Source organism: Billgrantia bachuensis, from assembly GCF_011742165.1.
GTDB classification, from domain to species: Bacteria; Pseudomonadota; Gammaproteobacteria; order Pseudomonadales; family Halomonadaceae; genus Halomonas; species Halomonas bachuensis.
Genome location: NZ_JAAQTO010000018.1, coordinates 108770 through 124933, shown reverse-complemented (window position 1 = coordinate 124933; position 16164 = coordinate 108770). Strand labels below are relative to the sequence as shown.

At 64.8% G+C, this 16164-nt stretch carries 13 protein-coding genes; 4 read left to right on the top strand and 9 right to left on the bottom strand.

Annotated elements, in window-relative coordinates:
• The first annotated feature begins 148 nt into the window (after window positions 1-148).
• The gene (gene yccS, locus HBJ55_RS08075; protein WP_167112885.1) at window positions 149-2362 is read left to right on the top strand and encodes a YccS family putative transporter; all 2214 of its coding nucleotides are present in this window, start codon (window positions 149-151) and stop codon (window positions 2360-2362) included.
• A 7-nt stretch (window positions 2363-2369) separates the two neighbouring features.
• On the opposite strand, the gene recG is transcribed toward yccS, so the two are convergent.
• Entirely contained in the window at window positions 2370-4451 is a 2082-nt protein-coding gene (gene recG, locus HBJ55_RS08070) for an ATP-dependent DNA helicase RecG (RefSeq protein ID WP_167112883.1), read from the bottom strand.
• Window positions 4448-5368: a hydrogen peroxide-inducible genes activator gene (locus HBJ55_RS08065; RefSeq protein WP_167112880.1), complete on the bottom strand. Its 921-nt coding sequence runs from the start codon at window positions 5366-5368 to the stop codon at window positions 4448-4450. Before HBJ55_RS08065 ends, recG begins: the two co-directional genes overlap by 4 nt.
• A 79-nt stretch (window positions 5369-5447) precedes the next feature.
• On the opposite strand from HBJ55_RS08065, the gene HBJ55_RS08060 reads away from it, so the two are divergent.
• The gene (locus HBJ55_RS08060) at window positions 5448-6320 is read left to right on the top strand and encodes an NAD(P)H-binding protein (protein ID WP_167112878.1); all 873 of its coding nucleotides are present in this window, start codon (window positions 5448-5450) and stop codon (window positions 6318-6320) included.
• A 65-nt stretch (window positions 6321-6385) separates the two neighbouring features.
• On the opposite strand, the gene HBJ55_RS08055 is transcribed toward HBJ55_RS08060, so the two are convergent.
• From HBJ55_RS08055 to gmk, 6 genes are all read right to left on the bottom strand, one after another.
• Window positions 6386-6883, bottom strand: a complete 498-nt coding sequence (locus tag HBJ55_RS08055; protein ID WP_167112876.1) for an acyloxyacyl hydrolase — start codon at window positions 6881-6883, stop codon at window positions 6386-6388.
• A 73-nt stretch (window positions 6884-6956) separates the two neighbouring features.
• Entirely contained in the window at window positions 6957-7469 is a 513-nt protein-coding gene (gene thpR, locus HBJ55_RS08050) for an RNA 2',3'-cyclic phosphodiesterase (protein WP_167112874.1), read from the bottom strand.
• 7 nt (window positions 7470-7476) lie between these two features.
• A complete protein-coding gene (locus HBJ55_RS08045; protein WP_167112872.1) occupies window positions 7477-7866 on the bottom strand; it encodes a RidA family protein in 390 nt (129 codons plus the stop codon).
• Window positions 7867-7955: 89 nt separating this feature from the next.
• Entirely contained in the window at window positions 7956-10091 is a 2136-nt protein-coding gene (locus HBJ55_RS08040; protein WP_167112870.1) for a RelA/SpoT family protein, read from the bottom strand.
• A 21-nt stretch (window positions 10092-10112) separates the two neighbouring features.
• Window positions 10113-10373: a DNA-directed RNA polymerase subunit omega gene (rpoZ, locus tag HBJ55_RS08035; protein WP_167112868.1), complete on the bottom strand. Its 261-nt coding sequence runs from the start codon at window positions 10371-10373 to the stop codon at window positions 10113-10115.
• Between the two features lie 138 nt (window positions 10374-10511).
• On the bottom strand, window positions 10512-11126 hold the full coding sequence (gene gmk, locus HBJ55_RS08030) for a guanylate kinase (protein WP_167112866.1): 615 nt from the start codon (window positions 11124-11126) through the stop codon (window positions 10512-10514).
• A 298-nt stretch (window positions 11127-11424) separates the two neighbouring features.
• Here gmk and ppk1 point away from each other — a divergent pair, with 298 nt between their 5' ends.
• Window positions 11425-13638, top strand: coding sequence for a polyphosphate kinase 1 (gene ppk1 / locus HBJ55_RS08025; protein WP_167113022.1), 2214 nt, complete (start codon window positions 11425-11427; stop codon window positions 13636-13638).
• 91 nt (window positions 13639-13729) lie between these two features.
• Window positions 13730-15244, top strand: a complete 1515-nt coding sequence (locus HBJ55_RS08020; RefSeq protein ID WP_167112863.1) for a Ppx/GppA phosphatase family protein — start codon at window positions 13730-13732, stop codon at window positions 15242-15244.
• Here the strand turns inward: HBJ55_RS08020 and glsB are convergent.
• Complete coding sequence (glsB, locus tag HBJ55_RS08015) at window positions 15225-16148, bottom strand: glutaminase B (RefSeq protein ID WP_167112861.1); 924 nt, start codon at window positions 16146-16148, stop codon at window positions 15225-15227. The two genes, HBJ55_RS08020 and glsB, sit on opposite strands and share 20 nt — an antisense overlap.
• Between the last annotated feature and the right edge of the window lie 16 nt (window positions 16149-16164).

Below are 16164 nucleotides of genomic sequence, written 5' to 3'. Positions count from 1 at the left end.
TTCCAATGGTAGACGCTGCGTGTTCTCTTTATTGCTACACACTGCGGTGACAGTGCTGAAGAGTCGATACGCACCTGACGACATCGTTGACTTATACGAAAGTCTAATGAGGTAGAATGATCCATCAACGATAACACCCAAGAGCCCCATGCCGACCTCGCTATCGCTCTCACTGCGGCGTCTGTGGACGCTGGACAAGTTCGCCTACAGCCTGAGGGTCTTCCTTGCCTTCAGCGGGGCGCTGCTGCTGAGCTGGTCGTTGGCCGACATCAGCTTGGTGATCCCGCTGTTTCTGGGCATCATCGCCAGCGCGCTGTCGGAGACCGACGACAGCTGGCAAGGTCGCCTGCAGGCGCTCGCGGTCACGCTGGTCTGCTTTGCCGCGGCGGCGCTCGTCGTGCGCTGGCTGTTTCCCTGGCCGTGGCTGTTCGCCCTGGGGCTGGGGGTGGCGACCTTCGTGCTGATCATGCTCGGGGCGGTGGGGCAGCGCTATGCCACCATCGCCTCCGGCACGCTGATCCTCTCCATTTACACCATGATCAACATCGAGCATCACGGTGGCGTACCGCAGGCGGGTGACTGGGATCAGACGCTGCTGATTCTCTCGGGGGCGGCCTGGTACGGCGCGATCTCGGTGATCTGGTGTGCGCTCTTCTCGCGCCAGCCGGTCAAGCAGAGCATGGCTCAGCTCTATCGCGAGCTGGGCAGATACTTGATGCTCAAGGCGACGCTGTTCGAGCCGCTGCGCGGCATCGACATCGAGGCGCGCCGCCTGGCGCTGGCGCAGCAGAACGGCAGGGTAGTGACGGCGCTCAACCAGGCCAAGGAGATGATCTTCCGCCGACTCGAAGGGCAGCGCGGTGAGGGCAAGCTCAACCGCTACCTGCGCATCTACTTCATTGCCCAAGAGATTCACGAGCGCGCCAGCTCCACGCACTACCCCTATGCCCGGCTGACCGAGGCGTTCTTCCATCACGACGTGCTGTTTCGCTGCCAGCGTTTGCTCGACCAGCAGGGCCATGCGTGCAAACGGCTGGGCAAGGCGCTGTTGCTCGACCGTCCCTTCGAGCACGACCAGAGCGAGCAGGCACTCGCCGACCTGCGCGCCTCCATCGAGCACCTGCGCGCCATGCGCAACCCAGCGTGGCGGGAGCTGTTACCTTCGCTCAACGCCCTGGCCGACAATCTCGCCACCCTCGAGGAGCGGCTAGCCACGGGACACAACCCGGATGCCGGCGATGACCCGGGCGATGCGGCACTGTTCAACCGCTCGCCCGAAAGCGTGAAGGAGGCCTGGGAGCGCATACGCCTCAACCTCACGGTGGGTTCACCCACCTTCCGGCATGCCATTCGCCTGCCCATCGCGCTGCTGGCGGGATACGCGCTGCTACAGTCGACCCATCCCACCCAGGGCTTCTGGATTCTGCTCACCACGCTGTTCGTGTGTCGCCCCAATTTCGCCGCTACCCGGCGCTTCCTGACCCAGCGCATCGCCGGCACCGTGCTGGGGTTGATGGTCGGCTGGGCGTCGATCACGCTGTTTCCCTCCGCGCTGCTGCAGATCCTGATTGCGGTGATTGCCGGCGTAACCTTCTTCGCCACCCGCGAGAAGCACTACATCATCGCCACCGCCGCCATCACGCTATTGGTGCTGTGCAGCTTCAACCAGGTCGGCGACGGCTTCGACCTGATCCTGCCGCGGCTCTTCGACACCCTTCTCGGCGCGCTGATTGCCGGTGCCGCCGTGTTCTTCATCCTGCCTGATTGGCAGGGACGCCGGCTCCATCGCGAGGCAGCCAATGCGATCATTGCCAGCCACAGTTACCTGAAAGAGATCCTGCACCAGTACGAGAGCGGCAAACAGGATGACCTCGCTTATCGCCTGGCTCGGCGCAATGCGCACAACGCCGATGCGGCACTGTCGACGCTGCTGGCCAACGTGCTGCAGGAGCCCGAGCCCTATCGCAAGCGCGTCGCCGACGACGGCTTCCGCTTCCTGGTGCTGTCGCATACGCTGCTGGGCTATCTTTCGGCTCTCGGGGCCCATCGACAGCGGCTCGGCGAGGAGGCGCACGATGCCCGGCTGCTGATCGAGGGACAACGCATTGCCGATTATCTGCAATCGTTGGCGGACTATCTGGCCCGACGCGTAGCCACCGCCGGGCTCGAGGAAGCGCGCGAGGCGTTGCTGGCGCGGCTCGAAGGCAGGCCGTCGGAGTCGGAAGAGGAAGGCTATCGGCCCATGCAGACGCAATTGCTGCTGATCGCCCAGCAGCTAGGGCCGTTGACCGAAGCCGCCGAGCGCCTGATCTTGGTGCGCGACGAACGCGGCGAAACCGCTGACGCGGTGGGTGCCGAATGAGCTACCGCTACACCTGCCCGTAGCGGCCCGCTTCTTCGCCCAGCCAGCGTCGGATCAGCGGCCGGCTGGCCTCGGGGTGGCTGGCCAGCAGCGCCTCGGCCAGGGGGGCGATGCGCTCCAGCAGGTCGGTGTCGCGTTCCAGGTCGGCGATCTTCATCTGCGCCAGGCCGGTCTGGCGGGTGCCGAGCACCTCGCCGGGGCCGCGCAGCTCCAGGTCCTTCTCGGCGATACGAAAACCGTCGGTGGTCTCGCGCATCACCGCCAGGCGCTCGCGGGAGTGGGCCGACAGCGGCCCATGGTAGAGCAGCACGCAGAAGCTCTCGCTGGTGCCGCGGCCGACACGGCCGCGCAACTGGTGCAGTTGCGAAAGCCCCAGCCGCTCGGGGTTCTCGATGATCATCAGGCTGGCATTGGGCACGTCGACACCCACCTCGATTACCGTGGTGGCCACCAAGAGGTCGAGTTCGCCGGCCTTGAAGGCATCCATCACCGCCGCCTTCTCGGTGGCCTTCATGCGCCCGTGGACCAGGCCGATGGCGAGTTCCGGCAGCGCCTCGGTGAGCTCGTCGCGGGTCGCCTCGGCGGCCTGGCACTGCAGCGCGTCGGACTCCTCGATCAGGGTGCAGACCCAATAGGCCTGACGGCCCTCGGCGCAGGCGTGACGAATGCGTGCCACCACCTCGGGGCGACGCTCGTCGGGTACCACTACCGTCTTCACCGGGGTGCGCCCGGGCGGCAGTTCGTCGATGATCGAGACATCGAGGTCGGCATAGGCGCTCATCGCCAGGGTGCGCGGGATCGGCGTGGCCGTCATCACCAGTTGGTGCGGCGTCAGCCCGCCGGCCTCGCCCTTCTCGCGCAGTGCCAGGCGCTGGTGCACGCCGAAACGATGCTGCTCGTCGACGATGGCGAGCCCCAGGCGCTGGAAGTGGACGTCGCCCTGGAACAGCGCATGGGTACCGACCACCATGCGCGCGCGACCGTCCAGGATGGCGGCCTTGGTATCGAGCCGTGCTTTGCCCTTGAGCTTCCCGGCCAGCCACGCCACCTCGATATCGAGCGGCTCGAACCACGCCTTGAGCGTGCGGTAGTGCTGCTCGGCCAGTATCTCGGTGGGCGCCATCATCGCCGCCTGGCAGTCTCCGGCGATGGCCGACAGCGCCGCCATGGCAGCGACCACTGTCTTGCCCGAGCCCACGTCACCCTGCACCAGGCGCAGCATGGGCACCTCGCGGGCCAGGTCCGCACCGATCTCGTCGAGCACGCGGCGCTGGGCGCCGGTCAGCGAGAACGGCAGTTGGGTGAGGAAGCGCGCCTGCAGGCCGCGCCCGCTGGGCAGCGCCGGGGCGCCGTCCTGCTGGATCCGCTGGCGTACCTGCTGCAGGCTCAGGCGATGGGCCAGCAGCTCCTCCAGTGCCAGGCGCCGGGTTGCCGGGTGCTTGCCGCTGGCCAGGCGCTCGGGGTCGGCGTCGGGAGGGGGCCGATGGAGGACTTGCAGGCAGTGGTGCAGCTGCGGCAGGCCGAAGCGTGCACGCAGCTCCTCGCCGATCCAGTCGGGCAATGCCTCGGGGGCCTCGTCGAGTCGAACCAGGGCCTGCTCGATCAGCGCTCTGAGCCGCGTCTGGTGCAGCCCCTCGGTGGTGGGATAGATCGGCGTCAGATGATCTTCCACCGGCGGGGCATCGGCACTGAGCAGACGGTACTCGGGGTGATAGATCTCGAGCCCGGTGGCGCCGGCCCGGGCCTCGCCGAAGCAGCGCACCCGGGTACCCGGTCGGAACTGTTGCTGCTGGGCCGGGGAAAAGTGGAAAAAACGCAGGCTGAGGATGCCCGAGCCATCGCGCAGCCTGACCAGCAGGCTGCGCCGGCGCCCCTTGACCACCTCGCTGGCCGAGACCTCACCTTCGACCACCGCCTCGTGACCGGCCCGCAGGGTGCCGATCGGCGTGATCCGGGTGCGGTCCTGATAGCGCAACGGCAGGTGGAACAGCAAGTCGGCAACGCTCTCCACGCGCAGTCGTGCCAGCTTCGCGGCCAGCGCTTCCCCGACGCCCTTGAGGGAGGTGATCGGCGCGTCGAGGTCGCTCATGCCGATTCGGGAAGCGCCTCGTGAAACTGCCGGACGGCATCGGTGATGGCATCGATCGCCTTGGGCCGCGGGAAGCTGGCGCGCCAGGCAATCGCCACGGTGCGCGACGGCGCCGGCGACTTGAACGGCCGGCTGGTGAGCAGCCCGCTTTCATAATGCCCGGTGCCGATGGCCGAACGCGGTAGCACGGTGATGCCGAGCTTGGAGGCGACCATGTGGCGGATCGTCTCCAGCGAGCCGCCTTCGGCGGTCAGGGTATTGCTGGGGCTGTTGAGTTGATGGCTGATGGCGGGGCAGGCCTCGAGGATCTGGTCGCGGAAGCAGTGGCCTTCACCCAGCAGCAGCAGCCGCTCCTTGAGCAGGTCCTCCTTCTCGATGCGTTCGCGCTGGGCCCAGGCGTGATCGGCCGGTATCAGCACCTCGAATTCCTCCTCGTAGAGGGGCTTGGTGACTACGTCGGTCTCGGTGAACGGCAGTGCGATGATAATGGCATCGAGTTCGCCGCTACGCAGCTTGCGCCGCAGATTGGCGGTAAAACCTTCCTCGATGTAGAGCGGCATCTGCGGGGCGCTGCGCGTCAGCGCGGGTACCAGGTAAGGAAACAGATAGGGCCCGATGGTGTAGATGGCGCCGATGCGCAGCGGGCTTGCCAACTGATCCTTGCCGGCATTGGCCAGCTCCTTGATCACGCTGCTCTGCTCCAGCACGCGCTGGGCCTGCTCGACGATCTTCTCGCCCAGCGGGGTGACCTGCACGGTCGACTTGGAGCGTTCGAACAGCGCCACGCCGAGCTCTTCCTCGAGTTTCTTGACCGCGACCGACAGCGTGGGCTGGGAAACGAAGCAGCGCTCTGCCGCCCTGCCGAAGTGGCGCTCCTGCGCCAAGGTTACGATGTACCGAAGTTCTGTTAGAGTCATAGTCTGGTGCCCTTGTGGGCATCCTCTCGGACGATAGATGACTTTCAATAGGGACTTTTTATCAGGGGGCGAGAGAAAGTTGAAGAAGACAATACTGATTTTAGGCTGCGGCGACATTGGAATGGTGCTCGGCAGGGAGCTGCTGGGGGCCGGTCATCGCGTGATCGGCGCTCGCCGCAGTGCCGCAGCGCTGGAGGGCACCGGCATCGAGCCGCTGGCGCTCGACCTGGTCGACGAAGACGCGCTGTCAGCGCTGCCCGATGCCGACTATGTGGTCTACATCCTCAGCGCCGACCGCTTCGACGAGGCGGCCTATCGGACCGCCTACCGCGATGGCCTCAAGGCAGTGCTGCGCACCTACGAGGGTCGTGAGGAGGTGCCGAAGCGCCTGTTCTTCGTCTCTTCCACCAGCGTCTACGCACAGAAGGAGGGCGAGCGGGTCGATGAGGAGAGTCCGGCGGAAGCGGCCGGTTTCTCCGGGACGGTGATGCGCGAGGCCGAGCAGGCCCTGCGCGAGAGTGCCTTGGCCGGCACCACGGTACGCTTCTCCGGCATCTACGGTCCGGGTCGGGATCGCCTGATCCGGCAGGTGCAGGAAGGACGCATCGCGCCGAAGGCTCCGCCCATGTACTCCAACCGCATACATCGCGACGACTGTGCCGGTGTGCTGGCCCATCTGATCGGCCTCGATATGGCGGGCAAGCCGCTCGACGACCTCTACCTGGCCAGCGACTGCGCAGCGGAGCCGCTCCACGAGGTCATGCTATGGCTCGCCGGCCAGCTCAAGGTGGAACCCACCGAAGTGATCCAGGCACCCTTGCGCAAGCGCGCCAGCAAGCGCTGCGACAACTCGCGCCTGCTCGAGACGGGCTACGTCTTCCGCTACCCCAGCTATCGCGAAGGCTATGCCCAGGTAATGAAAGAGGGCGGCTTCCTGGCCGAGCCGGTCTGATGAGGTCTTGATGCGACGGGCGGTGCGGGCAGCAGTGCACCGCCCGTCGGTTCGGTGCCCGACGCTCACAGCGCCAAGCGGTAGCCCAGGGCCAGTACCTCGATGCCCTCGTTGGGGTCCTTGATGCCTCCATTGGAATAGTGCGTGAAGCTCAATGAAAGCTCGCCAGGCCCTATCGAGCCTCCAAGGGCCAGGCGATCCTGGAACTGGAAAGCCGTCGAAAGGTCTCGTGAGCCTATTCGCGCGTCGAGAAAAATCGCAGCGCCGATACCCCCCTCGACGAAGACTTTACGCTCCCCGGCGAAGGTATAGCGCAGCATGGGGGTGAGCAGCCAGGCGGCGTTCTCGTCGCTCTCGTCACCTTCCAGCAGCAGCAGGCCGGTGGCCAGGCGCAGGTCGAGCTGCGGATGCAGGCGATCGAGGCCAATCATGGTGTCGAATTCGACTCGAGCGGCGGCGGCCGTTTCGCTGGTAATGCCACCTGCCACGTAAAGATCGGCCAGACAGGCCTGGCTGGCGGCCATGGCCAGGCCGGCGCATAGGCTTGCAGCTTGGCGCTTCATCCGGAACACTCCCCCTCCACTTTCTTGCTCGCCAATAACGGGTCGCCAATTGGTCGCACTTCTTCTTCTGGGCTCAGCCCTGCGATATGGCCAGGCTCCGGTATCGGACACCTCGCTCATCCGTAGTCGATTCAATCAGCTCAAGCTGATTATAGGACCATGGCAGCTCAATGGGGGGAAGGTCTTCCAGCTGAAGTGTGGCAGCGCGTCGCAGCAGAGTGACGTGGGGAACGAACTTGGCGGGGCGCGTGCCGAAACCGAGCGGCTCGAGGGTGCCCCATAACTGCCCTTGCAGCCGCACCAGGGCCGGGTCGGCTGCCTGAGCGCCGACCCAGACGATGCCGGGGCGGCGAAAGCCGCCCCAGCAGTCGAGGTGCCACTCGCCGGGTGGGATGGTGAGGCCTTGTACCCATTCGACCAGTTCGGCCGCGCTCGCTTCCTCCACGTCGCCGAGAAAGGCCAGCGTCAGGTGCAGGCTCTCATCGGGCATGCGGCGCCCGCCACAGCGGGCATGGGCAGTATCCGCCAGCTCGCCAAGCCGCTCTCGCAGCGCAGGCGGCGGCATCAGGGCCAGAAAGAGGCGCACGCTTGCCTCAATCTCCTATCACCATCACCGCTTCCGCTTCGAACTGCGCCCCTTTGGGTAGCGCCTTCACGCCCACCGCGGCGCGGGCCGGATAAGGCTTGGCGAAAAACTCCTCCATGACCTGGTTGACGATGGCGAAGTTGCCCAGGTCGACCAGGTAGAGGTTGATCTTGACGATCTCGCCGAGCGAGCCGGCGGCCTCTTCGCATACCGCCTTGAGGTTGGTGAAGACCTGGCGTGCCTGGGCCTCGAAGTCATCGGAGACCAGTTCCATGGTGGCCGGATCCAGCGGGATCTGGCCGGAAAGGTAAACGGTGTTGCCGGCCTTGATGGCCTGGGAGTAAGGGCCGATGGCGGCGGGAGCCTTTTCGGTATTGATGACGGCCTTGTTGCTCATGACGCTCTCCTTGTGATGTTCGCGTTGTGTCGCAAGGGTCAATGAAAAACCCGTCCGCCGCGGGCGGCGGCGAACGGGTCGAAACGGGTTCAGTTGCCTACGCGGGTGATCTTGCCGACGTGGGACAGGTTGCGGATGCGCTTGATGAGGCGCGCCAGATGCACGCGATCGCGTACTGCCAGGGTCAGATGCACGATGGAGAGGCGGGCGTCACGCTCCTCGATGCCGATACGCTCGATGTTGGCGTCGGCGTCGGTGACCAGGCTGGCGAGTTCGGCGACCAATCCGCGGCGGCTCTCGATCTCGATACGCAGCGCCACCGGGAAGTCCTCGCTGATCTGATCGGACCACTCCAGCGCGAACAGCTTGTCGGGATCGTTCTTCAGCTCGTCGAGGTTACGGCACTCGGTACGGTGCACCACGATGCCCTTGCCTACCGAGAGATGGCCGACCACCGGGTCGCCCGGCAGCGGGTGGCAGCAGCGAGCGAACTTGATCACCATGCCCTCGGCGCCACTGATTACGATGGGTCCCTGAGGCGTGAGCACACGTTCGCTGGCTTCGGCCGAGTCGCCATGGAGCAGGTCGACCAGGCGGCGTGCCACCACATGGGCCACCCGCGTGCCGAGGCCGATCGATTCCAGCAGGCTCTCCTCGCCCCTCAGCGACAGCTCATCCAGCAGCTCCGGCAACACATTCTCCGGCAGCTCCTCCAGGCTGGTCTCGAAATCGGCCAAGGCCTTGTTGAGCAGGCGCCGGCCGAGTTGCACCGCTTCGGTGTGCTGTTGGTGCTTGAGCGCATGGCGGATCGCCGAGCGTGCCTTGGCGGTGACTACGAAGTTGAGCCAGGCCAGGTTGGGCCGCGCCCCGGGTGCGGTGATGATCTCCAGCGTCTGCCCGCTCTCGAGGCGGGTGGAGAGCGGCGCCAGATGGCGATCGATGCGACAAGCGATGCAGCTGTTACCGATGTCGGTATGCACGGCGTAGGCGAAGTCGATCACCGTGGCGCCTTGGGGCAGCTCCATGATGTCGCCGCGCGGCGTGAACACGTAGATGTCGTCGGGGAACAGGTCGTTCTTGACGTGCTCGATGAACTCCAGCGAGTCGCCGGCGTGGCGCTGCATCTCGAGCAGCCCCTTGACCCACTCGCGGGCGCGGGCGTGGCTGCCCTCGGCGATGGGATGGTCGGTCTGGCCAGCCTTGTAGAGCCAGTGGGCGGCGATGCCGTTGTTGGCCATGGCCTCCATCTCGCGGGTTCGGATCTGTACCTCGATGGGCATGCCGCCGCTGCCGAACAGGGTGGTATGCAGGCTCTGGTAGCCATTGGCCTTGGGAATGGCGATGTAGTCCTTGAAGCGCCCCGGTACCGGCTTGTAGAGGTTATGCACCACGCCGAGGATGCGATAGCAGCTGTCGACGTCCTCGGTGATGATGCGAAAACCGAACACGTCCATGATCTCGGCGAACGGCTTGCGCTGGTCGCGCATCTTCTTGTAGATCGACAGCAGGTGCTTCTGGCGGCCCACCACGGTGCCCGGCAGGCCCTCGTCGTCGAGGCTCCTCTGCAGGGCATTCTGGATCTGGCGAATCGCCGAGCGGCGGTGGCCACGAGCGCTGGAGACGGCGCGCTTGATGCGCTCGGCGCGCATCGGGTGCAGCGCCTGGAAGGAGAGATCCTCGAGCTCCACGCGAATGGTGTTGATGCCCAGGCGGCTGGCGATGCGGGCGTAGATCTCCAGCGTCTCGCGGGCGATACGGCGCTTCTTCTCGGGGCGAAGGGCGCCCAGGGTGCGCATGTTGTGCAGGCGGTCGGCGAGCTTGACGATGATCACGCGGATGTCGCGCGACATCGCCAGTACCATCTTCTGGAAGTTTTCGGCCTGGGCGACGGCCTTGTCCTCGAAGGTGATCTGGGTCAGCTTCGAGACGCCATCGACCAGCTCCGCCACCGGCTTGCCGAACTGCTCGGCGAGCGCCTCCTTGGAGACGCCGGTATCCTCGATCACATCATGCAACATGGCCGACATCAGGCTCTGATGATCCATGTGCATGTTGGCGAGGATATTGGCCACGGCGAGAGGGTGGGTCACATAGGGTTCGCCGGAACGCCGGCGCTGGCCGTCATGGGCCTGCTCGGCATAGTAGAAGGCGCGCTTGACCTGCTGGATCTCGTCGGGAGGAAGGTAGCCGCCGAGTCTGTCGGCCAGGTCGTCGATGGTGAACATTAGCGCGCCTTGGTGACAGCCTTACTCCTCGAAGGACATGCCCGGTTCGCCTTCGCGGCGAATCCTGACCGGCGCCTCGATCGGCTCGTCCAGCACGGTATGATCGACCAGCCCGGCGGCGATCTCGCGCAGCGCCATCACGGTGGGCTTGTCGTTTTCCCACGGCAGCTGGGCGTCGCGCGAACCGCGCGAGAGCTGACGAGCGCGCTGGGTGGAGATCATCACCAGCTTGAAGCGATTTTCGACATTATCCAGACAATCTTCGACGGTGACACGCGCCATATGGGGGCTTCCGAAAGCGTTTGGGGATTAGCCAATCAACGGCAATCCAGGATGGAACAGGACAGACTAGATTACTCGACGCCCGGCGGCTCTGACAAGCGCCTGTGGCTGGGGTCATGACAAGCGCCTGCGGCTGGGTTATGACAATAGCGCCGCCAGCAGCGGACCATGCGTCTCCTGCACCCGGGCCAGGCTCAGGCGCCGGCCGATCACCAGCGACTGCAGCTCGCGCAGGGCGGTGGTGAAGTCGTCGTTAATTACCAGGTAGTCATACTCGTCATAGTGCGACATCTCGCTGACCGCGTCACGCATGCGCCGGGCGATGGTGGCATGCTCGTCGGTGCCGCGGCTGGCCAGGCGCCGCTCCAGCTCGTCGCGCGAAGGCGGCAGGATGAAGATCGATACCGCATCGGGCATCTGCTCTCGGACCTGGCGTGCGCCCTGCCAATCGATCTCGAGGATCACGTCCTGGCCGGCATTGAGCAGGGCCTCCACCGCCGGCCGCGAGGTGCCGTAGAAGTTGTCGAATACGCGGGCATACTCGAAGAACTCGCCGCGCGCGATCATTGCCTCGAACTCATCGACCTCCACGAAGTGGTAGTTGACGCCGTCCACCTCGCCACGCCGCCGGGCCCGGGTGGTATGCGACACCGAGACCTGAATGCCGTCGAGGCTCTCGATCAGTTCGCGCACCAGGGTGGTCTTGCCGGCGCCGGAAGGCGCGGAAATGATGAAAAGGGTACCTTCAGACATGGGCATGCGTCCCTGATTTGGCGACGAGTGATGGAGCTGCAGGAAACGCGAAGTATCGCATGAAACCCCGGCGCGCTGCAGGGGCTACCCACCTTCTCCCAGTGAAACTCTTCGAATACGTTCCAGCGAGACTCTTCCAACACGCTTCTCAGTACCGCTCCCCCGGCCTGGCGGACATCAGCATGTCACAAGTGCCTCGTATGCTGCCGACAATGTCGATCAAGAACTCCGGCGTGTCATGTCGACGGGTGGCGGAGTTGCAGCGGGGAGAGGGGCCATGTCCGAAGAAGAGATCACCATGGAGGAGAAGCGAAGCCAGGAGGCGGCACCGATAGCGCTCTCCGAGCCTGTGGCGTCCGCTGCCGAGACGCATGACGAACCGCCCCTGCGGATCAATCACACCCGTACCGGTGTACGGGCCAAGCCTGCCTCTTCCGAGCTCGACCTGAAGTCTCCCAGTCTCTATTTCAATCGTGAGCTGTCGACCCTGCAGTTTCATATCCGCGTGCTTGAACAGGCGCTGGACATGTCGCACCCGTTGGTCAATCGGTTGATGTTCCTGCTCATCTTCTCTTCCAACCTGGACGAATTCTTCGAGATACGCGTGGCCGGTATCAAGCGCCATATCGCCCTGCATCCCGACGAGGTGGGGAGCGACGGCATGCGCCCCACGGAGCTGCTCGACGAGATTTCGCGAGTGGTGCATGAGCAGGTGGAACGTCAGTACCGGATTCTCAACGAGACGCTGATTCCCGAGCTTGCCCGGCAGAGCATCTTTTTCCTGCGCCGAGAGAACTGGACCGCACCACAGCGGGAGTGGGTAAGGGAATATTTCGATCAAGAGATCATGCCGGTGATCAGCCCGATCGGGCTCGATCCTTCTCATCCTTTCCCGCGCCTGGTCAACAAGAGCTTGAACTTCATCGTCGAGCTAGAGGGTCAGGATGCCTTCGGCCGCGAGGGCGGGCTGGCGATCCTGCCTGCACCGCGACCGCTGCCGCGCCTGATCCGCCTGCCCGCGCATCTGAGCCGCCCGGGCTGCGACGAGTTCGTTTTTCTTTCGTCCATGGTTCATGCCCATGCCGAGGAGCTGTTCCCCGGCATGAAGATCATCGGCTGTTATCAGTTCCGCCTGACACGCAACGCCGACTTTTCGGTGGATACGGAGGAGATCTCCGATCTTGCCTCTGCCCTCAAGGGCGAGTTGCTGGCGCGACGCTACGGCGACGGCGTTCGCCTAGAGGTGGTCAATGATTGTCCAGCCCACCTCACCGACTTTCTCCTCAACCAATTCAACCTCGCGCCCCGCGACCTCTACCTGGTGGATGGCCCGGTTAACCTGAGCCGGCTGATGACGCTGCTGGGAGATTTCGAGCGTCACGACCTTCTCTACAAGCACTTCATCCCTGGGCTGCCCAAGGTGCTCAACAACCGCAAGGAAAGTCTGTTCAGCCTGATCGCCCAGGGCGACATCCTGCTCCATCATCCCTTTCAGTCGTTCACGCCGATCGAGAGCCTGCTGGCCGAGGCGGCCAACGACCCCGGCGTGCTCGCCATCAAGCAGACCCTGTATCGCACCGGTGCCGATTCGGCCATCGTCAGTGCGCTGGTCGATGCTGCGCGCAACGGCAAGGAGGTCACGGTGGTAATCGAGTTGCGCGCGCGCTTCGACGAGGCGGACAATCTGCTGCTGGCGGCCCGCCTCCAGGAGGCGGGGGCCATCGTGATCTATGGCGTGATGGCCTACAAAACCCACGCCAAGATGCTGCACATCGTGCGCCGCGAGAAGGGGGGGCTGCGCTACTACGCTCATCTGGGCACCGGCAACTACCACTCGCGCACGGCCAAGCTGTACACCGACTACAGCCTGCTGACCGCCAATGAGCGGCTGTGCGAGGATGTGCATCTTGTTTTCCAGCAGCTGTCGGGGATGGGCAAGCCTAGGGTGATCGAAACCCTGCTGCATGCGCCTTTCGTACTCCATGACCGGCTGGTGAAGATGATTGAGCGCGAGGCCAGGCACGCCGAGAAAGGCAGGAAGGCCCACTTGATCATCAAGTGCAATTCGCTGACCGAGCCCCAGCTCATCCGCGCGCTCTATCGCGCCTCGCAGGCCGGGGTGCGCTGCGACTTGATCATACGCGGCATGTGTTGCCTGCGCCCCGGTGTGACGGGTGTTTCGGAGAACATTCAGGTGCGCTCGATCGTGGGGCGCTTCCTGGAGCATACCCGTGTCTTCGCCTTCCACAACGATGGCAAGCCGGAAGTGTGGGCTTCGAGCGCCGACTTTATGGAGCGCAACATGTTCCAGCGAGTGGAAACCTGCTTCCCCATCCTTGACAAGAAGCTGGCACAGCAAGTACGCAAGGACCTGGAGACCTACCTGGTCGACAACTGTCAGGCCTGGGTATTGACCGCCGATGGCCGCTATGTGAAGCAGGTTCCCGAAGAGGGCGTACCGGCCATCAGCGCCCAGGAAACGCTACTCTACGCCTATGCGGCGAAGGCCTGAGCGGTTGTCGCCGTTCCCCCGGGAGTGCCGTCTCTACCCCCGTTTCTCTTGCCTGCCTTGGCAGGCCCCTGAAGGATGAATGCAGCGACCGATGACCCCATCGACTCATGACGAGCCGCGCCGCCTGGCGGCGATCGATCTGGGCTCCAACAGCTTCCACTTGCTGGTCGCTAACTATCAGCACGAACGCTTTCAGGTGACGGCCAAGCTCGGCGAGAAAGTACAGCTGGCCGCCGGGCTCGACGCCGACCTTAGGCTGAGCGACGAAGCCATGCAGCGCGCCATGGAGTGCCTGGCCCGGTTCGCGCCGTTCATTGCAGATATCGACCCCAGGCATCTGCGCATCGTCGGCACCCATACGCTGCGCATGGCCAGGAACGGCCAGGCGCTGATTGCCCGCGCCGAAGCTCTGCTCGGCCATGAGGTGGAAATCGTTTCCGGTCACGAGGAGGCCCGCCTGATCTATCTGGGCGTTGCCCATTCTCTGGCCGACGTGCATGGTCGACGCTTCATCCTCGATATCGGTGGCGGCTCGACTGAATTCATTATCGGCGAGCGGTTCGAACCCCAGGCTCTGGAGAGTTTGGGAATGGGCTGCGTCTCCTATACCCAGCGCTTCTTTGCGGAGGGCAGGATCGATGAGAGTCGCTTTCGCCAGGCCGAGAAGGCGGCGCTGTATGAAGTGGAGAGCATCCGCCAGCCGTTTCTACAGCTGGGCTGGACGGATCCGGTCGGCACCAGTGGAACCATCCGCAACGTGGCGGCGATCCTTTCCGCTGAGGAGGGGAGCACCGCGGGCATCATTCGCCGCGATGCGCTGTTTCGGCTGCGCCAGCGGCTGATTAGCCATGGATACCTCGACAACCTCGCCATGGTCGGGCTCAAGCCCGATCGCGCCAGGGTGTTTCCGGCGGGTGTGGCGGTGCTGTGCGCGGTTTTCGAAGCCTTCGACCTGCCGTTTCTGCGCTATTCGGACGGCGCTTTGCGCGAGGGCATGCTCTATGATCTGATCGGCCGTAATACCCTCGAGGACTCGCGACTGAAGACGCTGGACAGTCTTGGCCTTCGCTATGCCACCGACAGGCGCCAGGCCGCCAACGTGGCAGCAAGCGCCATGGCGGCCTTCGACCAGGTGGCCGAGGCCTGGCAGCTCGGCGACGAGCAGCGCCAACTGTTGGAGTGGGCGGCCAGGCTGCACGAGATCGGACTGGCCGTCTCGCATAGCCAGTTCCATCGCCATGGCGCCTACCTGCTCGAGCACTCCGACCTGCCGGGCTTCTCGCGCACCGAGCAACGCGGCTTGGCCTTCCTGGTGCGTGCGCACCGGCGCAAATTCCCCGTCAAGGAGCTCAAAGAGTTTCCGGCGGCGGTACGCCAGCGCTATGCGCGGCTGGCGCGGCTGCTGCGCCTGGCGGCGATACTCAACCACTCCCGGCCGGAAACCCCGCCCGATAACGTCACCCTGGGCGTCGAGGGCGAAGCTCTCCTCGTCACACTGCCCGACGCGCTGCCCGGCGGTGCCCTGCTGTTCGGCGCCCTTGAGCAGGAAAGAAGTTATCTGCGTGCTGCCGGCTACCAGCTCGAGGTCATCGCAGGGGCATGCTGACCCCAAGTGGAGCGAGCTCCTCGGCGAACAGCTCCAGGGCATGCTGGGCGGCGACCGAATTGCCGTTCCCATCGAGCGCCGGCGACCAGGCACAAATCGTCATTCTACCCGGCACCACCGCGACGATGCCGCCGCCGACACCGCTCTTGGCCGGCAGGCCGACACGGTAGGCAAAATCGCCGGCCGCGTCGTACATGCCGCAGGTGGTCATGATCGCATTGATCCGCCGCGTCAGGCCTGGCGAGACGAAGCGCTCGCCCATGGCCCGGGCGTGGCCGTCGGCGGCGAGGAAGTTCAGGGCGACGGCCAGATCTATGCAGCTCATGGCCAGCGCGCAGCAGGAAAAGTAGGTGTGGAGCACCTCGTCGACCTCATTGTCGAGGTTGCCGAAGGCCTTCATCAGATAGGCCGCGGCGGCATTGCGCGAGCGGTGCTGCCACTCCGAGGCCAGTACGCGGTCGTCGATCAGGATCGAGGCGTTGCCCGACAGCCGCCTGGCGACGTCCTGCAGGTGCTTGGGCGGCGTGGCGAAGGCGCTGACCAGGCGATCCGTCACCACGATGGCGCCGGCATTGATGAAGGGGTTGCGCGGTTTGCCCTGCTCGGCTTCGAGCTGGGCAAGCGAGTTGAACGGCATGCCCGAAGGATTCAGGCCCACCCGCTGCCACAGCGTCTCACCGTGGGTACGCAGGGCGAGGGTAAGCAGCAGCACCTTGGCGATGCTCTGGATCGAGAAGGGGGTCTCGGCGTCACCGGCGGTATATAGCTCACCGGCATTGGTAGACACGGCGATGCCGAGCCGTTCGGGATCCTGCTGGGCCAGCGCCGGGATATAGCTGGCAACGCGACCCTGGCCGAGCCGTGTACGCGCGCGTGCATGGATATCTTCTATCCAGCTTTGCATGTCTGTCCCCTCCGGC